Below are 22428 nucleotides of genomic sequence, written 5' to 3' on the forward strand. Positions count from 1 at the left end.
GGGCGGCGCACCGGCCTCAGGCGGGGACCGGCGGTGCGGCGCTCTGGCCGACGTTGCGGTACTCCCAGAGCCGGTTGGCATTGGGGTTGTTGAGGTCGCGCCCTTCCGCGACGGGCGCGGTGAACGGTCGTGCCGTGGTCGCCGCGGGCGCCCATGGTGTCGCCTGGTTGAATCCTGGGCCTTCGTAGCTGTCTCGGATCACCAGCTGGCCGTTGGGGGTGATGCCGGGCAGATATCCGGTCGCGCCGGCACCCTGGTCCCAGGCGCGGCCCAGGAAGCCTGTGGGTGCGGCCTGGTAGCCGGCGTCAGCCGTGATCGCGCAGTGCAGAACCAGGAATCCGTAAGGGTAGGCGGGTGCCGTATTCGGCGCGAAGATGACTCCGCCGGACGCCTTGCGCGTGGACACCAGATGGAACCGCGTGTGCTCGAACACCGCGCTGGCCCGGCCGAACACGAAGTCGGTGTCGCCTTCGATGAAGCTGCCGCGTACCAGGACCCGCGCAATGCTCGCCGTGTCGTTGGCGTTGGCCATGAACGTGTCCTGACGGCTGATCAGGCGCATGGAGTCGAGCTGGGTCCGGTCGGCGTCGGTACGCAGGGCAAGCGCCTGGTGCGTCCCCCGGTCCACCGTGTCCAGCAGCGTGTTGGTGATGGTCAGCCCACGTAGTTGCAGGTCGGTGCTCTGCGCCCACACCACGGTCGCGCACAGTCCGATCGTGGCACTGGTCCTGGTGGCACACGACTGGAACATGTCCCAGGCCGGGTCGCCCGCCACGTATTGACCCGACGGGTTCACTTGCGCCGCCCACGCGGCCGGCGTGACCGTCGCGTCCAGGCTGTACTCAAGCCGCACGTCGGCCGCAGGCCCGGCGCCGTAAAGCGTCAACGGCGGGGTGCCCGCGGGAATGAAGACCGTCGCGGTGTACGTCCCAGGCAGCACCGCGATCGACAAGCGGCGGGTGCCGCCCGCCCTGAACGCCGCGTTGACCGCGGCCTGCACGCTGGTGAAACGCGCGCCATGGGCGCCGATCGAGGGACCCACCACGAAGTCGGGCCGCCCGCGGTGGGCAACTGCCGGGGCCGGCCGCCAACGGTCCCTGACCGGTGCGGCATAGGTTCCGGACCATCCGAGGTAGTTGTCCACCGTGAACGGTCTCGCTTCGGCCTGCGAAAGAACCGGCCGGGTCGATGTGCCCGGCGGGACCTGCGGCGATGGTGGCTGATGCGCCTGGGCGGGTGCTGCCCCGAGCGCAACGACGGCGAGCACGGCGATGACGACCGTGCGCATGGTGCGGAAAACGTTCATCGAGGTGACCCTCCCCCAGGAATGCGCTTACCTCAAGGTTATACACGCATATCGATGGGTTCGCATCCCGGTCAGATGGGCAGCACCAGGCTGTGGAAGCTCATCACCTCGGGAAGTGGCTGGAACGCCGATCTGTACCCGGGCGCGCCACAGGTGTTGTTGTTCGATCCCGACAGGATCCCAAACGCGCCGTGGCGTGACCGTGAGGTGTAACCGCCGCCGAGGCTGACCAGCGGGGCGCCCGAGTCGCCCGGCCCGGCGCACACGTCGGTCTCGATGAGCCCGTAGACCACACCGTCTGGGTAATGCCACGTGGCGTCCTTGGCCAGCACCGTGCCGCACGTGGTGCCGGTGGTGCGTCCGGTCTTGCACACCGGGGCTCCCACGGCGACGTCGGCCACCGCGCCGATGAGCACCGACCCCGTCTCCCACGCCACCTGGCTACGGAGCTGGTAAGGGGTCACGTCGCTGACACGCAGCAGCCCGAAGTCGTTGTCGGGGAAGTGAGCCGACTTCTCCGGCCCGATCATCCCGCCGCCCGGGCCAAACCACGGGCTCAAGGCACCGGCCACACAATGTCCTGCGGTCACCACGTAAAAGATGCTGCCGTGCTTGGTGATCAGACCGGTGCTGCAGATGCGGCCGTCCAGGCTGTTCATGGCCTGCCCGCCGATGAGGATGGCGTTGGTGCGCACCGGCTGCTCGGCGTTGACCGTCCGCACCGGACGGTGGCGTGCGGCGGTGGCCCGGAATTGCAGCGAGGCGGCGCCGGCGACCCTCACCACGACCTCGCCCGTCGCCGGGTCGATGACGGCCGAACTGCCCACCGGAGCAAGCGCGGCGAGGCTGTCGCGAAGCGCACCGCGTTCCTGCGGCGTCGCTGCCATCACCGGCACCGCCGGCGCGGCGACGATTCCGCCCAGCACCGCCAGCACCACTAGAACACGCGACCACATGCGACGCATAGATCCTCCCCCACCACGGTCGATCATTGTGCATGCATCTATATCAGCAGCGCCGCCGGTGCACAATGGCGATCAAGCCGCCGCCGGCCGATCCACCTCGGCCGGCGTCCTGGATTACCGGCTGTGCCGCATGCCGCGGAGCATGCGGATCTCCCGGACCCCGTCCTCGACCCGGGCCATCCCGTCGGCAACGAAGCCGTGCTTGCGGTAGAACGCCTGCGCGCGAGGATTCGGGTCGGCCACCCATAGCGCCACCGGCTCCTGCGCATCGACAACCGCCTCCAGCAGCGCAGGCCCGGCACCCGTGCCGTGATCGGCCGCGTACACATAGAGCACATAAAGCTGCCTGGCCCAGGTCGCCCCGGCGTCCAAAGGCGGGCCTGACATGGCGACCCCGACCAGCTCCCCGTCCCGCTCGGCGACGGCCGCGCGGTTCTCACGGTAGCGTTCGTCGGTCAACGCGGCTGTCCAAAACCGTTCCCGAGCAGCGGGCAAGCCAGGGTCGTCGAGCACCGCGTCCGACATGAGCCCCCTGTACGTCTCCTGCCAGCACCGCACAATCACCCGCGCCATCTGCGTGACGTCCTCGACCCGAGCCGGGCGGACAGTCAGCGAGGAACTCACCGCCAAATCGTAGACAGCTTCTCGGCTACCTGCGAGGCCTGTGGGTGATCGAGACCGGTGAGGATGGCCAACGCCTGTTCCCAAGCGGCACGGGCCTTTTCGTGGTCGCCCATCGCCGCCCGCGCGTCGCCTAGCCGTTCGAGGGTATCGCCCTGGTAATACAGATCGCCCAGCTCGCGGTAGAGGCGCAACGCGGCCTCGTTGCTGTCGGCCGCCTGCTCGTACTGTTGCATCTGTTGGTGGATGTGGCCGATGCTGTGCCAGGTGGCGGCCTGCCCATGGATGTGGTCGAGCTCGACGAGCAGCTTGAGCGCCTGGTGGCAGTGGGCGAGCGCCTCATCGTATTGACCGAGCATCGCTTCGTACCAGCCGACTGTGTTGAGTGACGACGCCAGCCCCATCCGATGGCCGGCGGCCTGATAGGCGACGAGCGCAAGCTTGGCCTGCTCGAGCGCCTCCGCGGGGCGGTCCTGCCGCACGTAGACCATCGCGATGCTGTGGTGCACATGGGCTTGACCGGACTGGTGCTCGATTTCCCGGTACAACATCAAAGCTTTTGCCAATTTCTCCAACGCGGTCTCGTAATCGCCCATGGTGCTGTTGGCATAGCCCAGGCTGCGCCACGCGTAGGCCTGCCAGGCGGCGTTGCCCAGCCGCCGAGCGCCCTCGATAGCGGGCATTTGTATCGCTGCCCAGTCGCGCCAATGCCCTTGCCGCATAACGAATGTGGTGATGGCCCACACCAGCAACCACACCTGGGTATCGGCCTGAGTCTCATCGGCGATGCGGATCGTGCTGAGCAGAACCTGGTGCTGGGCCTTGAACCAGGTCATCGCCTCGTCCTTGTCGGCGAACTCGTCAAGGATGACCCCGGCCTGTGCCGCCGGAAGCTCTACCGGATCGCGCTGGGCGTCGAGGAACCGGTCAGCGGCAACGGCGCTGTGCGAATAGTGGTCGAGCAGGCGTCGTACGGCGGCGCGGCGATCGTCGTCGGAATCGATTGCTCGCGTCTGCTCGGCCGCGTAAGCACGCAAGAGGTCGTGGAAGGCATAGCGGCCGGGCGCGTGTTCGGTGATCAGATGCGCCTGGACCAATTCCGAGAGCAGCTGTCGCGCGTGCGGCAGCGGCATCGCGATGAGGCTGGCGGCAGCCGAAATGGTGGTGTCCGGGCCGGGGTGCAGCCCGAGCATCCGGAAGAGCCGAGCTGCGCCGGAGGTGAGCCGCTGATAGGAACAAGAGAAGACCCGGCTCAGATGAGTGAGCGGATCGTCGCTGTCGAAGGCCCGTTCCTCCCGCAGCTGGGCGGCCAGCGCCTCGAGGGGAAGGTTCGGCTGCGTGGCGGCCCGGGCGGCGGCGATCGCCAGCGCGAGCGGCAGCCGCACGCAGCGGGCGATGATCTCGTCGACGGCTGCGGATTCCGCCGCGATCTGTTCCTGTCCGAGCCGGGCCGCGAGCAGTTGCCGGGCTTCGGGTTCGGTGAGCACGTCGAGCATGAGCGGGCGTGCCGAGTTGGTCGCGACGAGACTGGCAAGCCGGTTGCGGCTGGTCACAATCACCAGGCTGTCGGCGCTGCCCGGCAGCAGAGGCCGCACCTGCTCGGCATCGTAAGCGTTGTCCAGCAATACCAACATTTTCTTGCCGGACAGCTGGCTGCGGTACAGCGTGGCCTGCGCTTCGAGATCGGATGGAATTCTTTGCGACGGTACGCCCAAGGCGTCAAGGAACCGGCGGACCACACTGGCCGGGTCCACCGGCGGGGCGGCCGGGTCGAAGCCGCGCAGATTGGCGAACAGTTGCCCATCGGGGAACCGATCGGCCACCGCATGGGCCCAATGCACCGCGAGCGCCGTCTTTCCCACTCCGGCCGACCCCGCGATCGCCGAGATGACCACCGGCGCGGTCGGCTCGGGCAGCATCTCGTCGAGCGCCTTGAGATGTTCGGCGCGGCCGACGAAGCTTCCGATGTCGGCGGGCAGCTCGCGCGGGACTGTCGCGTTTGGAGGGATTGACTGTTCGAGTGCGGAATCCGCGCGCAGGATGGATTCGTGCAGGCGCTGAAGCTCAGGCCCAGGTTCGATACCTAGTTCGTGGTCAAGCAGGCGCCTGGTGTTGCGGTACACCTCCAGCGCCTCGCTCTGCCGGCCGGATCGATACAGAGCCAGCATCAGATATCCCCGCAACTCTTCTCGGTACGGGTGAACGTCAACGAGTTTGGTCAGATGCGGCACCAGCTCGGCGTGCCGGCCGAGCTCCAGCTGAAGCCTGGCGTGCCCCGTCTCGGCCAGTACAAGCTGCTCATCGAGTTGCCGGGCCTCATCGGCGACCGGCGGATACTCCCGCACATCTTCAAAAGCGTTGCCACGCCACAGTTTGATGGCCTCCGACAGCAACGCCAGCGCCTGCTCGGGCTCGGCAGTCCGCGCTGCCGACACCAGCCGGACGAACTCGTCCGAGTCAAGCTCGCCCGCCCGCACGATGAGGCGATAGCCGGCGGGCTCATGCACGATCCGCGCCTCGCTGAGGGCGCTACGCAGCCTGCGCACATACACCCGCAGCGTCTTACGCGAGCCGGGTGGTGGATTTTCACCCCACAACGCGAGGAGTAGGCCTTCGACGGCAACACACTCATTGGGCCGGCACAGCAACGCCGCCAGTAGCCGCCGCACCATCAACGCCGACAGCGCCAAACCTGCGCGCTCCACGGACAGCGGTCCAAGCACCCGAAACAGCATCGCTCCCCCATCGATGGACTCCGAGCAAGCGTGAGCGAGTCCGAGATTACCGGAACAGGAGAGCGGGTCTTGTCCCCATCATGCGTGGAAGCGAGAGAGCCAGGTGGTACTGACCTGGCTCTCTCTATGGATGTCGATCCTGCGTTACATATACTAAGTTGTATAAACTCACTCGTAAAGAGCGGTTAGCCGCCGCTGACGAACCCCACGTTGAGGCTGAAGTTCGCGACCGAGCCCTGGAAGCCGTCGACGACCACGTAGTAGGTGCCGGCCGGTTGCGCACTCGCGCTGAGGGTGACGTCGCCGCAGGCGACTACTTGGCCGTTCTGGTTGTTGGCCGCGCCGAACCTGCGGAGCAGAACCACGTCTACGTCTTGGGCGACCCCGGGGAAGCCGACGATGCTCGACAGCGTCGCGGTGATCCGTCCACTGGACGGTGTGGTGATCTGATACACCTTCTCGAGCCCGGTTTCGGGATTCAGGAACGACGGGCAGTTTGCCTGCCCTCCCGGCGCCAGCGAGTAAGTGTCCCAGTAGGAATGGCCCTTGTCGGTGGTCTGGCCGGTCCTGGTGGTGTTGAGCGTGAAGCCGGTCACCCCGGTGATCGGGGTGATCGCGTCGGAGGTGTTCTTGTTCCACGCCGAGGCGAAGTAGGTGGAGGTCCCGGCATCGAAGCGGAACACGTGCGTCCGGATGGTGTAGGTGCCGCTGACCGCGGGGGTGAAGTCCACTACCTCGGTGGCGTTCTGGAAACTGGCCGAGCTGGCCACGACGTTGCCGCTCGGGTCGATGACGCTCAGGTCGAAGTCGGCGCCGAGCCTGTCGGTCGCGCAGTCCCCACCGGCCGCGTTGGCGCAGCTCGCAAAGGAATCCCACACGATGACCGCGCGCGCCGGCCTGCCGGCCGTGAGCGTGGTGGTGCGGTCGATGTTGCTGCCGGTCGGTGCCGTCACGTCGGTCAGGAACGTTGCAGGCGACCAGTTGCCCGGGACCGCCACGTTGTTGATTGACTGATTGGCGTCGATGGCACCGGCGCCGTCACGGCAGTCGCCGGGAATCGGGGAGCTCGCACAGTCGACGTTGTTGAACCCGTCCACGATGTTGTGCGTGGCACCGGCCATGACGATGGCCCTGACCGTCTCAGGCTTGTCTCCGCCGATCCGCTGGGCGATGTCGGCCGCCAGCGCCGCGGTGTCGGGCGCGGCGAAGCTGGTCCCGCAGGTCGACGCGGCGACTCCGCCGCCCACTTCGGTGGTCTCGACGCCGAAGCAATCACCGGTGCTGGAGTTGAACTCGCCGCCCATGGCGGTGACGTCGGGCCGCTCAATGGTCCGTCCGGAGATCGGGTCGGTCGGGTTTTGGAACTCAGTGAAACTGGAGAAGGTGTCGTCGCTGCGCAGCCCGGTGTCATGGTCGTAGTAGGAGCCGACCGAGAGGGTGTTCCAGCCAAGGCTTGGCGACGCCACAAACAGCGACCCGAAGCAGTTGGGCTGGTTGCCGGAGGAGACCACGAAGTTGGTGTTCCACAGCAGTTGCTCGAAGTCCACCCAATGGCTGTTGAAGTCGGGCACGCCAAAGGTGCAGGCGCCCCAGCTCATGTTGATCGCGTTGGCGCCCTGTGCCGCGGCCCACTCCAACGAGTTCACCATGGCGGCGGTGTCGCCGAAGCTGTGGAAGTTGGCCGACAGCACCTGGCTGGTGTTGAAGGCGCCGCCGCGCCGCCAGTTGTCGGTCGAGGCGATCACGCCGGCCACGTGGGTGGCGTGGCCGCCCTCGCTGGTGATATCGGGGTTGGCCGGGTCCCAGTACACCACCGGGTGAGTGGCGTTGTTAAGAGCGGCGTTGACGTTGTCGACCCCGTCGTCTTCGTGCACGGCCACCCTGGTGCCCGTGCCGTCGGCCGCCGACCAGGCGTACGGGTAGCGGTTGGAGGTGGCCGAGTCGTCGGTCATCAGCTTGGCGTCGCCTCTCACCAGATCGACGGCGATGACGTCGTCGCGCAGTTGCAGCTGCCGGATCTGGGTCGCAGGAAGCTTGGCGAACACGATCGGCGCAGCCGTCGCGGTCGTCGGCGCGACGCCGAGCGCTTGGATCGCCGCAATCAGCGGCGCTTGCGCCACCGCGGCGCGGGCGGACATCTGCTGCATGGTCGCCAAGCCGCTGCCGGCCCGCTGGGGGATGGCCATCTTGACCCAGAAGGCGACCTGCACGGTGTCTGCGCCTGCGTCGGCCTGGGCTAGACGCGCGGCCAGGGCCGCATCGAACTTGCCGAAGTTCTTGCGGCGCGCGCCCGCCTCGGCGCGTTGTGCCGCCTCCGAATCCGCCAGGGCACCGGTCGCCTTGTCGAAGCTCACCGCGACCAAGCGACCGTCGGGAGCCTGCACCTTGTACTCGGACAGGTCGACCTTGGTCAACGCCAGGTGCGCGTTCGAACGTTGCACGATCGAAAGCTTTTCCGCCGGTACGCCGAGGTCGTCTGCGGCCTTCGCCAGCGCCCGCGCGTCTGGTCCGCTCGGCGCTGCCGTCGCCGAAGTGACTGCGCCGAACAGCGTGGCGCTGCTGACGAGGGCGAGCAAAGCCGTCCCCGTACGCCATCTATGCGCTCGTTGCATCGAGACCCTCCTTGATCGATGGGCAACCGTTCGCGTGATGCGACGGTCGCGATGCGACATGCAGGCCGAAACTCCTGGAACGGGAGAGCTTTCTCCCTCCCCCAGCGCCGGACTGTCTCGTGGGCCGGCGTCCTGACGACCTGACTGGTCCGGCCTCATCGTGGGGTAAACCGTCACCGGCTGCGCGCAATCCTGGACATCGATAGACACGACTGGACACGGTGAGAAAACGGCGCGATACCAGAGCATTCATCCTGCCGTCTGGTGCCTCAGCCGGTCTATAATCAAGAATCTTGGAGCCAGCCATCCACTGTCCACATCGGACATACGGTCGAGAGGCCGGTTCCGCGGCTGGACCATCCCGGCGTGCGATGCCGGCGGGGTATCGGCGATGCTGTGGGCGTGGAATACGTGTCCAGAGTGCCGCGACCGCCGCTGGACGGGCTGATCGACGACCTTTACTACCTGGCGGGTGCGCCGCCGTACCCCCGGCTGACGCTGCCGCCGATGCCGGGAGCATTGCTGATCGTCAACCTCGGGGCACCGTTCCGCATCCGCGCCGGTGCCGACATCGAGACAGCTGAGTATGCCGACGGCTGCGTGGTCACCACGCCCACCCGCGCGTTCGAGTTCGGCTACCCACCCCGGACCCGGTCCGTCGGCGTGCACGTGAAGGCGTGGGGGCTGGCGCCGTTCCTGCCGATGCCCGCGGCCGAGCTTTGTGACCGGCCAGTGACCATAGAGCAGGTTTGGGGCCGGCGCGCCGTTGCTGAGCTGCGAGACCGGCTCGCCACGGCGGACGAACCGCACGAGATGCTGACGCTGCTCGAGGAGGAGCTGATGCGACGGCTGTGCGAGACCGCCGGCCTAGGGCTGGTCCGCTATACGAGCAGTGTCATCGCGGCGGCCAGCGGGGCGGTGGCGATCGGCGACCTCAGGGTGGCAGCCGGTGTCAGCAGCACTCATCTGGAACAGCGATTCAAGGAGCTCATCGGCGTCACGCCCAAGCGGCTGGCCCGCACCCACCGCTTCGCCGCCACCGTGTTGGCGATCAACCCCGCCGAGCCGATCGACTGGGGCGACGTCGCCGGTAGGGCAGGCTACTTCGACCAAGCCCACTTCGGTCACGAGTTCCGGGCGTTCACCGGGCTCACGCCGACCCGGTACATCGAAGTCCGGCGCCAGTTCATGCGCGAACATCCCGGCCACGTGCTGGACAACTGGCCGCTGCCGGCCGATTGATTTCTTACAAGAACAACAGCTCACGGCACGCTAATTTGGGGGAAACCCAAAGCAAAGGAGAGCCCCGTGGGCAAGGTGGTCATGTACAGCTCGGTGTCGGTGGACGGCTTCATCGCGGACTCCAAGGACCAGCCCGGACCGCTGTTCGACTGGTTGTCCAGCGGTGACGTCCCGCTGGACGAGAGCGGCTTCGTGAAGGTGTCGCAGACGTCCTACGACTACACCCGGCCGTACTGGGACCAGATCGGGGTGACAATCGCCGGCCGCCACGTCTTCGACATGACAGACGGCTGGGACGGCAAGCCTCCGGGCGGGATCGACCACGTGGTCGTCGTGACGCACCGGCCGGCGCCCGAGGGCTGGGACCCCGACGCGCCGTTTCACTTCGTCGACGGCATCGAGGCAGCCATGGCCAAGGCCCAGGAGCTCGCGGGTGACCGCATCGTCGAGGTCGCCGCTGGCGACGTCGGTGGCCAGATGCTTGCCGCGGGTCTGATCGACGAGGTGCGCATGGACGTCGTACCCGTCGTATTCGGCTCCGGCAAGCGTTACTTCGGGTCGGTCCAGGCGCAGCACCTGTTGGAGGATCCTGACGAGGTGATTCAGAGCAACCGTGTGCTTCACCTGCGCTATCGTGTGCGCCGCTGACCGATAGACCCTTGACCCCCTCTAGCTAACGGTTGTAGGTTACCGTTACCTAGAGGAAGGACGAGCTGTGCGTGAAGCGATGCTGGCCTTGCTGGCCAAGGAGCCTGCCCACGGCTACGAGCTTCGCCAGCGCCTGACCCAGGCCCTAGGCCCGATCGGTGAGGTGCTCAGTCCGGGGCAGGTGTATATCACCCTGTCCCGCATGGAACGGGCGGGCCTGGTCCGCGGCGATCACGTGCCGCAGTCGGCGGCGCCAGACAAGAAGGTTTACGAGGTGACCGCCGAGGGCCGCGAGCACGTGGCTTCCTGGTTGCTGGACCTCTCCTGGCCGAAGGTGGCTCCGGTCGACTTTCACCTCAAGCTGGTCGCGGCCGCGGCGACAGGCCTAGCCGATCCGGTCTCGCTGATCGATGCCCAGCGGCGGGATCTGTTGCGCCGCTTACGAGATGTGCAGCACCTGGCCCGAGATGCATCGGCTGACGAAGATGCGATATTGATTTTGGAGGGTACGGCGCTACGCCTGCAAGCCGACATCAAATGGCTGGAGGCGTGCGAGCGCCGCTGGACCACGGGGAGGTCATCGTGACCTCATTTGTGTTGCAGGCCAAGGGATTGTCCCGCCACTACGACGGCGACGGCGTGCGGGTGCGTGCGGTCGACTCGATCGACCTGACCGTCGAGCACGGCGAGGCAGTCTCAGTCATGGGACCAAGTGGCTGCGGTAAATCGACGCTGCTGCACCTGCTCGGCGGGCTGGAAAGACCGACCGCTGGCGAGCTTTGGCTTGGCGGGCAACGGGTCGACCAGCTGTCCCAGACTGGCTGGGCACGCCTGCGGAGGCGCAGTGTGGGTTTCGTGTTTCAGGCGTTTCATCTGGTAGATGAACTTTCAGCGGTGGAAAACGTTGAGCTGCCGGCACTTTTGGTCGGCGTGGGCCGCAGGCAGGCGCGCGCCAAGGCATTGGGTCTGCTTGAACGCCTTGGGGTAGCCAACCGGGCCGGGTACCTGCCCGATCGGCTTTCAGGTGGCGAGCGTCAGCGAGTCGCGTTGGCCCGGGCGCTGGTGAATCAGCCGCTGCTGGTACTGGCCGATGAGCCCACCGGCAACCTCGATTCGGCGGCCACCGCAGAGATTTTGCGATTGTTTGCTGAGGTACACGAAGCAGGGCAAACCCTGCTCGTGGTGACGCACGACCCGCGGGTGGCGGCGAGCGCCGACCGGCTGCTCACCATGCGCGATGGGTCCATTGTGGAGGATGTACGGCTAGAAAGTGGCCTGTCCCGCCTGGCGCTCCTGGCCCAAGTAGCAGGATGGGAGCCGTAAGTGGGGCTGATCATCAGGCTCGCCTGGCGCAACCTGCGCAAACGTCCAGCCCAGGCCGTCTTCCTGCTGCTGGTGATGTGCCTTTCCACAACGACTCTCAGCCTCGGGTTGGCGATCAACGACACCGGCCACGAGCCATGGCAGCGGCTTCATAACAGCATCAACGGCTACCACGTCCAGGCTTTCGCGGCATATCACACGCCCGAGGAGCTCAACCTCCCGCGGTTGCCTTTGCCAGGACCGGAAACCGTGTCGCGCGCCGACCACCAGCTGTCCGGGCTCGCCGGCGAGCCTGACGTGACGGCGGTAAGCGGGCCGTGGCCGTTGATGCTGGTCACCGATGCCCGGGTCGGCGGTCTTGACATGGTGATCAACGTCGAGGTGCGGGATCCCCAGCCGGCCACAGTGAGCCAGCCGTTAGTCGTTGCGGGCCAATGGCTTGATAACAGCGATGACGGCGTCGTGCTGGAGGACGGGCTCGCGTCGCTGCTCAAAGTCAACCCGGGAGACGAGGTCACCCTCTTCGGACAGCGCTTGCGGGTGCGGGGGTCGGCGATGACGACAAGCATCCCCCGGTACCCGATGCAATTCCCGGCGACGGTCTGGGTCAACCAGCCCACCGCCGCCAAACTCCGTGCGGTGGGCGCAATCCCGCTCGGGGCAACACTCGAGCTTCGGCTGGCGCGGGCGCAGGATGCCGCGGCGTTCGCCGCCGCGAATGCACCGGCATACGCCAAGCCAAACCTGATGCAGACGTGGGAGCGAGCACGGAACAGGGCGAGTGCCGTCGATATTTTCGCTGTCGCGTTCACCCTTCACGCGATCCTGCTTGCCGGGCTTACTGTTGCGACCGCGGCCGTCATGGTCACAGGCCGCGTGGCCGCGCAGGGCCGCCAAATCGGCGCGCTCAAGGCAGTCGGCGTCACCCCGCGCCAGGCGCTGGCCGTGGTGCTGGCCGAGCATGTCGCACTAGCGCTGACCGCAGCCGCGATCGGCATCACGGCCGGCACCCTGCTCTCGCCACTGATCGGCCGCGATCTTCCCGTCCTCTACGGCGCTCCGGCCGTCCCGCCGATCACCTGGCCACGCGCCCTGACCACACTCGGCCTCGCGATGGCGGTCGTCGTGGCGGGGTCCATACCCGCGGCCCTGCGCGGGATAAGGCACAGCACCATACGAGCCTTGACGTCGGGAGCGCGCCCGCCCCGGCGCTCCAGCCGGATCGCCCGGCTAGCGGCGACAGCCGGACTGCCGCTTCCGATCGTGCTCGGTCTGCGCGCAGCGCTGCGACGCCCAGTCCGCACCATCGCCAACGCCACCGGGCTAGCGCTAGGTGTGGCGATGGTGATCGTCGGGCTCGGCGCCACGAAACTGGCCCACGACTTCCTAGCCAGCCCAGCGCAAGACGCAGAAGAGGCTCTGGCCAGGAAGGTCAGGGCGATCCAAACCGGCCAGGTACTGACCGTCGTCCTTGTCGGCGCTGGGATCCTCATCGGCCTGGCCGCGATCAACGCCATGATCGCAGCGATCTTCGCGGCACGGGACAACGCCCGCAGTCACGCGATCCTGCGCTCGGTGGGCGCCACGCCATGGCAGACCGTGACTTCCTTTGTCGTTGCCCAGTTCGGCGCGAGCCTGCTCGGGTGCGCGGCCGGGATTCCGCTCGGTGTACTGCTTTTCAACACCGTCGTCGGCAGCAACGTCAAAGACACGGCCACTATCACGCTGCCCGCGTCCGTGTATGTCGCCGTCGCCGTCGCCGCCCCACTCCTATATCTGCTGACCGCCATCGTCCCCGCAGCCCGGCTCGCCCGACGGCGAGTGGCGCCGGCGCTGGCACCCGAATAAGGGGCCCGGGTCACCCGAGTCGGCGATTCATTCCTTCTTCGCAGCTGACACGTCGACGCATACGATTCCCGTGTTGCCGTCCTGGTCGGCGATGACGGTGAGACCCGGTGCGTTGCTGGCATCGGCGATGGTCCCACCCGCGGCGATCGCGGCGGCGATCCGTTGCTCGGCCACCTCGGCCGCCAGATAGACCTCGACATGGAATCGCTGACGCGGGGTCTCGTGCTCGTCGGCCTCCCCGAACCACATGTTCGGCACCCGTCCCGTGGCGTCGCGGATCTCGTCGCTTAGCGACCCGCGGCCCTGGGCCTCCGGGTTCCCGGTCAGCAGGGCAGCCCACACCGGGGCGATGGTCGCGGAGCGCGCTGTGTCGAGGCCGAGCTCGATCATGCTGACCGAGGCCGGGTCAGCGTCGACCTTATGGTCGGCGGCGATCTCGGTGATCCGTCGCGCGAGGTCGACGTCCTGCTGAGTCACCCATTCGACGACATGTTCGGTGCCCTCGCTGTCGCGGTAGATGGCCTCGTTGGTGATCAGCTTGAGGTCAACGTATCCAGGGCCGATCGACACCCGCGGGTAGTGGCCAAGCGCATCGCCCGCCTCGCCCACCGCGGCGACAAACCGTGCGCTGGTGCCGAAGTCGTCGACCAGGTAGCGGGCATGCAGCCCCTGGGCCAGTTTGCGCCAGTCGGTCAGATTGGCCTCGGCGATCTTCTCGCCCCGCAGCATATCCATAGCCGGGCACCCTATCTCGAATTCAGCCGCCGCGCTCGCGCGCGTCCTGCCCTCGCTGAGGACATTCGTGTGGCGTTGTCGAGATAGGACGCCCTACACAGGGTTCAGATGCACTCGATGTACTCATAGGGAGCAACGAAGCTTTGCGTGAGCGAGAAGCTCGGGGTGAAGTCCACCGAGATGGTGAAGCTACCCTCCCACCAGTCGGAGATACATGGACCGACAACCGGGTTGAACGGCGTCCAGACCGTGAGCGGCCCGGCCAGGGTCCCCGTCGTCAAGTACTTCTCCGGGCCGAAAAGCCTTCTGAGTATTTCCCCGTACCAGGCGCCGACCACCGGTGCGTCACACCCGATAACCGACCGATACGCCACGTTGCCGAAGATCCGGAACGGCGGCGTTACATCATCCACATAGCAGGTAATCGTCAGTGGCGCGCCACTGGCCGTCGTCGCCGCCTTCGGCTGGACCGACTTCGCGAGCAGCTTGCCGGAGGCCAGCTTGATCTGCGCCACCAGATCTGCGTTGTTCACACTCGGCGCCGCCTCAGCCGCCCGCGCCGAGACCGCCACGCACAACAAGGCGACCGCGCCAACGGCAACCAGCCGCCGCGCCACTCTGCGGATCAGAGATCTAGCCTTCACGATGGGTACCTCCCCTTCGTTTGCACGGTCCCCTACAACTTTTGCTTGCATTGCCTCCTCCTCACCCAATCCCCGCAAGGCTCGACCATCGAAAACACCAAAATTGTCGATGCTTGCCGACAACGCCAATAGAGCAGGAGGCCCAACCTAATCGTCTATGCAGAACAGAAGATCTAACCTAATCGACTAAATACGGTCTTCCGATAGGCCCTCAGTCGTCACGGTCGGAGGAAGCTTGGAGGTATCTGCCCCAGATCTGGGCCTTCCGGTAGGGCCCATCGCCGGCGCAGTCGAACTCCGGTTCGTCAAACTTGACCCAGTACATCAACTCACCCGGCCAAGCCAGGTCATGACTGACGGGCTCGGGCGCTCCGAGGTTGTCAATGACGCCAACGAACTCGCGTCTCCATGGCCCGTCCCAGCCGGCGTCCTTTACGACTCGCACCCGAGTGCCCGGAAGCAGACTTCCAGCCGGCCACGCTTCAGGCAGCGGACGCCCCAGAACATGCTCGACCGCCGCCCGGTCGGCCGTGTTGTCGTTTCCATCCATAGACTGTTGAGTCGACACGTGACCATGCTCGTCGAGCGAGACCAGCACGGCAAGCGGGACAAGGAAAAAGTGATCACAACCAGTCAGGTTTGAACGCTCTCTGTGTGTCGTCTGGCGATCAACCGCGGCGCATGTCATATCCGGCGGAGCCAAGCGGGATAGAGCGCAAATCATGTTTCGACCACCGGTGGACGCTAGCTGCGTTTCCGACAGCGCGCAAAGAGTCTGCGCTGTTTCCTGGGCCTCTCCAGAAAATATGAAAACCGGTGCCATCGAGCAACAGTACGAGGCCCCCATCGGCGATGCACATCTGCTTGTCACTAGGTGGTTTCACGAGCCTGGAGCTACGGCATTCCGTTAGGTCAAGGCCAACTTCACGATCAACCAATTCCTTACCTGATTTGAGATCGAAGCCCGGGCCAAGGTCACTTTCGACGTAGAGCGAGACGCCGTGGAATTCGCCCTGACCTTCGAGGACATAGCCGGCCGTCGCATAGATGGGTGACGTCGAGGTGTTGTCGATGAAGTTAATGCCTTTCATGCGAAAGCCTGGAACTTCAAGCAGTCGAACGGTGGAGTAGCTTGTGTGTTCAGCGTAATACGCGTCGCGCCAGCGTTCGCGTGCCGTCCAACTGTAAAAGACCATGCAGATCGCCATCAGTACAACCGTACCGAAAACCGATAGTCTGACGGTCCACGACCTCGACAAGTACCACACTGTCACCGCTGGGTAGAAGGCAATCGCCACGATTCCCCAGCCGGCCCAGCCGTCGAAGCCCTTCACCGGATTAATCCCCAACGCCTGTAACAGCGCCCCAATGCAAAGCGTTGCACAGGCAAGCGCGATGGGGACGACAGCACCTGTTAGGAATGCAAATCGCAAGCCCAGTCGGACAGAGGCGTACCAGGCCAACCCACAGACGAGCAGCAGCACCAAGGGGGAACCCAAGTAGACGAGGAAGCGTTGCTCGTCCGGCCAAGAACTAGGTATCGCGAAGCCACACTGCAGCAGCCCGACGAAGACCACTACGGCTCCTGCGCCCAGCAACGTCACTCGAACCAGCGGCTTGGACGCAGACCGTCCAATGTTCAAAGTGTCCCACGTCGTATGTGACCTCATGTGTCCTCCTCCATGCAGCCTCATATCGTTGTCAGGGCGATCAGAGCCGCTCCGGAATCATGTTTCAACCGTGATCCGGTCGGGCAACGCAATGTCAGCTTCGGGCTGGGATCAAGCTGATTTCATTCAGGGTCAGAGGAGTCTGGTAGATGCGGACGTCGTCGATGCCGCCTACCCACCGGGGTGCGTCGAGCGCCTGGCCGAGGTGAAGGGTGTTGGCCGACGCCCAGGACGTCACGTTCGCCGCCGGGGTCTGCGCCACGTTGTTGACGTAGAGCCGGATCTGTCTGGCTTCGGCGTCGTAGACGCCCACGAGGTGGGTCCAGCCGGCAACGGCCGTTGGCCCGTTTACCACCTGCATCGTGACGACATCCGCGTCAGCGGAAGGGATCGCGAAGGACCACTTGCCCGCTCGTACGCCGAGGCGGAATGCGCTCCTGTGGATGCCGTCCTGCGCAACTGCCACCATGTCGCCAGTCGCCTCAAGGTTCACCCAGGCGGAAACGGAGTAAGACCGGTCCGTGCGCAGAACCTGCGGGCGGATGTCGACCGCGACTGCTTCGATCCGCGTCGAATCGTTCGGTCCGGCGGTCAGCCGCAGCGCGTTCGGCATCTGATCAGGCGTGCCGAGCCAGCGGATCACCTCCGGCCGCGAGCTACCGTCGCGCAGGAAGAACGACGTGTCGCCGGTCTGCCCGTTGAGCCCGAAGTAGCCGAGCGAAGTGGCATCGAGTATTTCCGCGTCGGACAGCACGCGCTGGTAGGCGCGGACATCGCTGATGCTCCCCGCCAGGTGGCGGCCGTTCAACGCAGCCCCGATGCGTAGGGAGCCGGTCGATGCCTTGGGAAGGAAACTCGCCGGCGGCGCGACCGCGGCGTTCAACTTGCCGTTGACGTAGAGCACCAACCGGCCCCACGCCCGGTTCCACACGCCGGTCACGTGCGTCCAGGCGCCTGGCTGGGGGGTAACAGTCGAAAACACCTGATAGAAGCCCGGCCCCTGGGCATAGGTGTCGGCCATCGAGAAGTACCACTTTTGCGACGCGACGTTGAAGCCGATTGAGAACGCCGCGCTCGTGGCAGCGTCCTGGCTGACCACGACCTGATCGCGCGTGGTGTCGGTGAGGGAGACCCACGCCGACACGGTGAAGGACTGAGGGGTCTGCAGGACAGGGCCTGTAGTGGTGGCCTGCGTCGAAACGCCGTTGCCGCGGAACGCGGTGTATCCCGGCATCCGACCCTCGTTACCTAAGGCGAATCCGGCCACGGCCGCCGGTCTGCCATGACCGGAGACATCTGACGCGACCATTGCGGCATCGTCTGGCGCCACCCAGTCGTCGAGCCGCCACCATCCTGCCATGTTCTGAACCGGGGCGGTCCAACCGGCTAGCTCCGCGGCGATCCGGTTGTATGCAGGCTTGGCCGCAAGGGTATTGGTCAGCACCGTGGCCCGACCCCATCCTATGTGGAAGACGGTGCCGATCCACGAGTGCGCATCAGTGAAGCCCCATAGGTTGATGAATTTGCATGCTGCGACGTCCAGGCAGGCCCTCACCGCGCGTCCATAGACTTCCGCCTGCTGCAGCAACTCAACGCCGGAGGTGGCGGTGTCGTGGATGCGTACGTCCATTTCGGTGATGTAGACCTCGACCCCGAGGTCAGCGAACCGCCGCAGCATGTCGGCGAAACCGGTGAGTCCGTCGGTCAGTTTGCGGTGTGTCTGAAAACCAACCCCATGAATTGGTACGTTGTCATTGCGTAGCCGCTTCACGAGGTCATAGAGCGCACGGGCCTTGGCGGTGTTGCCTTCCACCCCGTACTCATTGATGTATAGCTTGGCATTGGCATCTGCGGCGTGTGCCCAGCGAAACGAGTCGGCAATGTATCCATAGGAGTCCGGGACCGGGTTCGGGTAAGCCCGTTGCCATATGCTCGGCCGCCAGGAGCCGTTCTCGGCAAATACTTCGTTCACGACCGACCAGTAGCCGATTCTGCCCTCGAATCTGTTCACCGTGTCCTCGACGCGATCCTGTAAGAACTCACGGACCACCTGCGGGGTGTAAGCCTCCGGATTTGGGATCGGTTTGCCATCCGGGCCGGGCATCCTGGGCCACCAGCTTGGGACCGACGAGTGCCACACCAGATGGTGGCCGATAATCGTTTGGCCGTTGCGGTCTGCGAAGTCGACAACCTCCTCCGCGCGGTTCCAGGCGTAGTTGTGCACCCATTCACCGCCTTCACGCGTCGGCTCCGTCGGTTCGGTGACCTCCCATATGAGGTCGTTCTCCGGCGCGATCAGACTGAACTCGGCCGCGGCCCGCTGCTCGTAGGTTTCGTCTCCGTCGGAGTCGGGGTCGATCAGCGCCGATTGGATCGCGGAGCCGAACATGATGCCATCGCCAGCGCGCGCCGCCGCCGCGAGCGTCTTGAGCGGTATGGGATCCGCTGCGGCTGGGCTGGGTTCGACCATGAACATGGCTGCCATGACAGCCGCAGCGATGAACCCCGTTCGTTTCACGCTTTCCTCCCGTATTTATGGTCACTGATGAGGGAGGATAGTACGGCGACAGCAGATGCGGGTGCCCCCGCCGCATCGCCTTCCGCCAGTCCATTGTCGCCGCGACGTGCGTGTAATTGTCAGACAGACCCGTCGGCAGAGTCGGCTCTAACACCTCGAATGCGCGTCGCGCGGCAGCCTTGTCGAACAACTGCGGACGTGGTGTGGCCAGCAGCCACAGTGCCCCCGACCGAAGTTCGTCGACCTCGGCGAATGCCCCGGTGCCGCGGACCGCCGATGCGCCACCGAGCCGCACAGCCAACTCCGACGGCACCACCGTCAGCCACGAGAAACCACGCAATGTGCGCCGACCCGCTTCAGGATTGATTCGAAACCCTGTCCCCATCAAGGGTTCAGTCGCCGATGAACCCGGTATGCCGCATTCGCCGTAGACCGGGTTGGCGGCGTCGGCGTACCGGCGCAGAAAGCCCAGCAGCGCGGCTTGCTGCTCACCGTCGTCGAAAAGGAATGGCTCGTCTCGGCACGCAAGTCGAAGAACCTAGGGAACTCCCGTGAGTCCCTGAAAGTCTTTCGCCTATTTTCCGACCGCATTGGAGCGGTGGATTGAACGACAGTCAGCAAGGATGCCATCCCGGTACCACGAAACGGGCACACCATTACGTTTACCTACCTGCTTGCGCCGAATACGCTGTGCCGCACCGATTTTCGGTGCGGCACGACTTCGAAGGACGTCAGCGAAGCTGGTACAGGCGCCTCGCCCGCGCGAAGGCGAGCACACCGACAATGGCGGTGGCCACCAACAGGACGATCCCCCAGGTAACCCCGCCTGGGTAGCCAGACGGCACGACCTCGTGGGTGAGGTCACCGTCGAACAATCCAGACAGCAGGCTGATCAGGCAGAACACGCCGAGGAGGATTGCCGCGATCAGAGCGGCCCGAGGCCGCGTGTTGCGTGAGGCCAACCAGGCCAGGCCAAGTTGCACAGCCGCCACCGGCAGCGGCACGGTGAACTTGGTGTCGAAGCCCCACGCCTCACCCCACGTGGCAACGCCCGAGACGACGGCAAGGAAACCGCCGATCACGTCGAGGGCGAACAGCACTAGCATTGCAACGAGGAGACGCCGACCAGAAGCCATAGCTGACATGGTAGTCATGCTTAACCTAAGCGGGTTTGCGCACCGATCCACAGCAGGACAATCGCCGCAGCGCTGAGCTTCCGGAGCCAGCAACTGCGGTTCAGATTCTGCCACCTTTGGTCTCGGACCCACGGTGGTGGCGGTGCCCGAACCGCATCACACCAGCTCAGACACTGAGAGCCGAACGACGCGGCCCCGCCCAAGGCACGATCCTGCGGCGCTGGCTGGAGACACAGGTCCTGCCCGCATTCACCGACCGATCCTGCCTGTCGACACGTCCGTCGCCCAACGCGGCGCCGCAATCCACGTCCCCGACCCACGACCTATACGAGACTCGCTCACCGCCGCGACCGCGACAGTCCATATTCGATCCGGACCGTTTACAGGCCTCGTCGGCGATCGCGATCTGGCGCCGCTGTGCATCGTGGACCGCCCGACGCTCGGTTTGCCAACGCCCACAGCGCAATGGCTGCGCGGCAAGCTGGCCGACTGGGCGCACGAGATCCGGAGTTCGTCGGCGGCTGGAGACCTCATCAACCCGGACTTCGCCCGTCAGATGCTCGCCCAACATCAGAGCGGGGAGGCCGATTTGCCGGCAAGTTGTGGACCTTCCTGAGCATCTGCATGAGGCACGCGGTCTTAGGGGTTTTTGTTCGTGGTGCAAGCCAACGAAACATGGAAAGATGCCAATTTATAGATCATGGAAACGCTCCCAAAGTTATCCGATTGGAGGCAGCACACATGACCACAGGTAAACATCGCGGCGGAGGCGAAGGCCATGGCCTGAGCCGCCGCGGCGTGCTTCGGATGGGGGTAGGCGCGGGCCTAATGGGCGCATCCGTGCTGACCAGCACCGAAGCTATCGCCGGAATGCTGCGCGAGGAGGCGGCGGTCGCGGCCACCTCACCGCAGTTCTTCGGCCGAATGTTCCCCAGTGTCGCACCGTTCACCAGCTTTCAGGAGCCCAACCTGCAACGCTGCATCGACGCGATCCGCGACATCGGCGAGTTCACGCACTTCATGGACGCCAAAGACATCATTGAGGCAGGCCCGGTACGCCTCATCACCGATGCCTCGCTCAACACCGTCAACCAGAACAATCCCAACCACACGGCTGGTACGACATTCTTCGGCCAGTTCCTCGACCACGACATGACGTTCGACAGGCAGTCCCGCCTGGCTGTCCCAACGGCACCCGAGTCGTCGCCGAACACCCGCACCCCCGCCCTTGACCTCGACTCGGTCTACGGCACCGGTCCCAACGGAAGCCCGGAACTCTACAACCCGTCCGACCGCGCCAAGCTTCGCATCGAAAGCGGTGGCAGGTTCGAAGACGTCCCCCGCCAGTCCAACGGCACCGCCATCATCGCCGATCCCCGCAACGACGAGAACGTCGTCATCTCAGGCTTGCAGTGCGCATTCATCCTCGCGCACAACCGGCTCGTCGACCAGGTCCGCGCAGGCAATCCCGGCGCCGACGCGACCACCGTCTTCAACCAGGCGCGCCAGATCCTCACCTGGCACTACCAGTGGATCATCATCAACGAGTTCCTCCCGCAGATCATCGGTCAGGACCGGGTTAACAACATCCTCAGCCAGGGACGGCGGTTCTACCGCCCGGCCGCCAACGAATACTTCATCCCTGTCGAGTTCCAGGGTGCCGCGTACCGGTTCGGCCACAGCATGGTGCGGCCGTCGTATCGCGTGAACCTCGCCGGCGACGTCAACAACACAGCGTTCTTCGCACTGATTTTCGATCCTCGCGGCGAGGGCCAGGCCGATCCGATGGACATGCGCGGTGGCAGGCGTGCCCCCCGGCGCTTCATCGGCTGGCAGACGTTCTTCGACTTCGGCCCGCAGTTCACCGATCCGGGTGCCACCACACCCGCGGTCAAGCCGAACAAGCGCATCGACACCAAGATCTCGTCGGCCCTGTTCCGGCTACCACTGGCCGCCATCGCGAGTGGCGACCCGCCGATCGCGCTTCCCGTACGCAACATGTTGCGCCACATCACCTGGAGCATCCCGTCCGGCCAAGCCCTCGCCGCGGCCGTCGGTGCGCCGGTACTTGGCGCGAGCAACTTCCCCGAGTGGCGGCACTACAACATCGGGCTCGATTCCAGCACCCCGCTGTGGTACTACGTCCTCAAGGAAGCCGAACTGCTCGAGCAGGGGCTTCGCCTCGGCCCGCTGGGCTCGCTCATCGTCGGTGAGGTCTTCATCGGACTGCTGCAGCTGGCCCCGGGGTCGTACCTTCGCGACAATCCCGGGTTCCGTCCCACGCTGCCGGCCCGCACGGCGGGTACGTTCAAGATGATTGATCTGCTGACATTCGCTCGGGTCGATCCGACAAGCCGCGGCCAATAGCCTCCAGCCGCGGCCTTCGTGGTCACCCGGATTGGCGCTCACGCGCTAGATTCGGGTG

18 protein-coding genes are annotated in these 22428 nt (G+C 65.5%); 7 read left to right on the plus strand and 11 right to left on the minus strand.

Features of this window, described 5'->3' with window-relative positions:
* Positions 1-16 precede the first annotated feature (16 nt).
* From Rhe02_RS03825 to Rhe02_RS03845, 5 genes are all read right to left on the minus strand, one after another.
* Positions 17-1306: a putative acyl-CoA thioester hydrolase gene (locus Rhe02_RS03825; protein ID WP_239123314.1), complete on the minus strand. Its 1290-nt coding sequence runs from the start codon at positions 1304-1306 to the stop codon at positions 17-19.
* 71 nt (positions 1307-1377) lie between these two features.
* Positions 1378-2271: a S1 family peptidase gene (locus Rhe02_RS03830; protein WP_203906634.1), complete on the minus strand. Its 894-nt coding sequence runs from the start codon at positions 2269-2271 to the stop codon at positions 1378-1380.
* Between the two features lie 114 nt (positions 2272-2385).
* Positions 2386-2895: a GNAT family N-acetyltransferase gene (locus Rhe02_RS03835; protein WP_239123316.1), complete on the minus strand. Its 510-nt coding sequence runs from the start codon at positions 2893-2895 to the stop codon at positions 2386-2388.
* Positions 2892-5627, minus strand: coding sequence for an AfsR/SARP family transcriptional regulator (locus Rhe02_RS03840; RefSeq protein ID WP_203906635.1), 2736 nt, complete (start codon positions 5625-5627; stop codon positions 2892-2894). The genes Rhe02_RS03835 and Rhe02_RS03840 overlap by 4 nt, the downstream gene beginning before the upstream one ends.
* 185 nt (positions 5628-5812) lie before the next feature.
* Positions 5813-8239, minus strand: a complete 2427-nt coding sequence (locus tag Rhe02_RS03845; RefSeq protein ID WP_203906636.1) for a S8 family serine peptidase — start codon at positions 8237-8239, stop codon at positions 5813-5815.
* A gap of 402 nt (positions 8240-8641) precedes the next feature.
* Between Rhe02_RS03845 and Rhe02_RS03850 the strand changes: the two genes are divergently transcribed.
* The 5 genes from Rhe02_RS03850 to Rhe02_RS03870 all read left to right on the plus strand — a co-directional run bounded on the left by Rhe02_RS03850 (position 8642) and on the right by Rhe02_RS03870 (position 13300).
* Positions 8642-9481: a helix-turn-helix domain-containing protein gene (locus tag Rhe02_RS03850; RefSeq protein WP_239123318.1), complete on the plus strand. Its 840-nt coding sequence runs from the start codon at positions 8642-8644 to the stop codon at positions 9479-9481.
* A gap of 66 nt (positions 9482-9547) precedes the next feature.
* Positions 9548-10129, plus strand: coding sequence for a dihydrofolate reductase family protein (locus tag Rhe02_RS03855; protein WP_203906637.1), 582 nt, complete (start codon positions 9548-9550; stop codon positions 10127-10129).
* 67 nt (positions 10130-10196) lie between these two features.
* Positions 10197-10715 (plus strand): PadR family transcriptional regulator, encoded by a 519-nt coding sequence (locus Rhe02_RS03860; protein WP_239123319.1) that lies wholly within the window; start codon positions 10197-10199, stop codon positions 10713-10715.
* Positions 10712-11452: an ABC transporter ATP-binding protein gene (locus tag Rhe02_RS03865; protein WP_239123320.1), complete on the plus strand. Its 741-nt coding sequence runs from the start codon at positions 10712-10714 to the stop codon at positions 11450-11452. The genes Rhe02_RS03860 and Rhe02_RS03865 overlap by 4 nt, the downstream gene beginning before the upstream one ends.
* Positions 11453-13300: an FtsX-like permease family protein gene (locus Rhe02_RS03870; protein WP_203906639.1), complete on the plus strand. Its 1848-nt coding sequence runs from the start codon at positions 11453-11455 to the stop codon at positions 13298-13300. It begins immediately after the preceding gene.
* Between the two features lie 27 nt (positions 13301-13327).
* Here the strand turns inward: Rhe02_RS03870 and Rhe02_RS03875 are convergent, their stop codons facing one another.
* From Rhe02_RS03875 to Rhe02_RS03900, 6 genes are all read right to left on the minus strand, one after another.
* Positions 13328-14035 (minus strand): VOC family protein, encoded by a 708-nt coding sequence (locus Rhe02_RS03875; RefSeq protein WP_203906640.1) that lies wholly within the window; start codon positions 14033-14035, stop codon positions 13328-13330.
* A 104-nt stretch (positions 14036-14139) separates the two neighbouring features.
* Positions 14140-14730, minus strand: a complete 591-nt coding sequence (locus Rhe02_RS03880) for a hypothetical protein (RefSeq protein ID WP_203906641.1) — start codon at positions 14728-14730, stop codon at positions 14140-14142.
* Positions 14731-14890: 160 nt separating this feature from the next.
* A complete protein-coding gene (locus Rhe02_RS03885) occupies positions 14891-15247 on the minus strand; it encodes a hypothetical protein (RefSeq protein WP_203906642.1) in 357 nt (118 codons plus the stop codon).
* Positions 15248-15347: 100 nt separating this feature from the next.
* The gene (locus Rhe02_RS03890; protein WP_203906643.1) at positions 15348-16256 is read right to left on the minus strand and encodes a hypothetical protein; all 909 of its coding nucleotides are present in this window, start codon (positions 16254-16256) and stop codon (positions 15348-15350) included.
* A gap of 187 nt (positions 16257-16443) precedes the next feature.
* Positions 16444-18834, minus strand: a complete 2391-nt coding sequence (locus tag Rhe02_RS03895) for an endo-1,4-beta-xylanase (RefSeq protein ID WP_203906644.1) — start codon at positions 18832-18834, stop codon at positions 16444-16446.
* A gap of 764 nt (positions 18835-19598) precedes the next feature.
* Positions 19599-19973, minus strand: coding sequence for a hypothetical protein (locus Rhe02_RS03900; protein ID WP_203906645.1), 375 nt, complete (start codon positions 19971-19973; stop codon positions 19599-19601).
* Positions 19974-20145: 172 nt separating this feature from the next.
* Here Rhe02_RS03900 and Rhe02_RS50840 point away from each other — a divergent pair, with 172 nt between their 5' ends.
* Positions 20146-20619, plus strand: coding sequence for an asparagine synthase-related protein (locus Rhe02_RS50840; RefSeq protein WP_373320583.1), 474 nt, complete (start codon positions 20146-20148; stop codon positions 20617-20619).
* 125 nt (positions 20620-20744) lie between these two features.
* A complete protein-coding gene (locus Rhe02_RS03910) occupies positions 20745-22370 on the plus strand; it encodes a peroxidase family protein (RefSeq protein ID WP_203906647.1) in 1626 nt (541 codons plus the stop codon).
* Positions 22371-22428 lie beyond the last annotated feature (58 nt).

Origin of the sequence: Rhizocola hellebori (assembly GCF_016862955.1) — a bacterium.
Taxonomy (GTDB): domain Bacteria; phylum Actinomycetota; class Actinomycetes; order Mycobacteriales; family Micromonosporaceae; genus Rhizocola; species Rhizocola hellebori.

Bases quoted from the DNA above. Each gene is read 5' to 3' on its own strand.
- Rhe02_RS03825 (WP_239123314.1), bottom strand. From the start codon at position 1,306: ATGAACGTTTTCCGCACCATGCGCACGGTCGTCATCGCCGTGCTCGCC.
- Rhe02_RS03830 (WP_203906634.1), bottom strand. From the start codon at position 2,271: ATGCGTCGCATGTGGTCGCGTGTTCTAGTGGTGCTGGCGGTGCTGGGC.
- Rhe02_RS03840 (WP_203906635.1), bottom strand. From the start codon at position 5,627: ATGCTGTTTCGGGTGCTTGGACCGCTGTCCGTGGAGCGCGCAGGTTTG.
- Rhe02_RS03845 (WP_203906636.1), bottom strand. From the start codon at position 8,239: ATGCAACGAGCGCATAGATGGCGTACGGGGACGGCTTTGCTCGCCCTC.
- Rhe02_RS03875 (WP_203906640.1), bottom strand. From the start codon at position 14,035: ATGGATATGCTGCGGGGCGAGAAGATCGCCGAGGCCAATCTGACCGAC.
- Rhe02_RS03880 (WP_203906641.1), bottom strand. From the start codon at position 14,730: ATGCAAGCAAAAGTTGTAGGGGACCGTGCAAACGAAGGGGAGGTACCC.
- Rhe02_RS03895 (WP_203906644.1), bottom strand. From the start codon at position 18,834: ATGGCAGCCATGTTCATGGTCGAACCCAGCCCAGCCGCAGCGGATCCC.
- Rhe02_RS03900 (WP_203906645.1), bottom strand. From the start codon at position 19,973: ATGCTAGTGCTGTTCGCCCTCGACGTGATCGGCGGTTTCCTTGCCGTC.
- Rhe02_RS03910 (WP_203906647.1), top strand. From the start codon at position 20,745: ATGACCACAGGTAAACATCGCGGCGGAGGCGAAGGCCATGGCCTGAGC.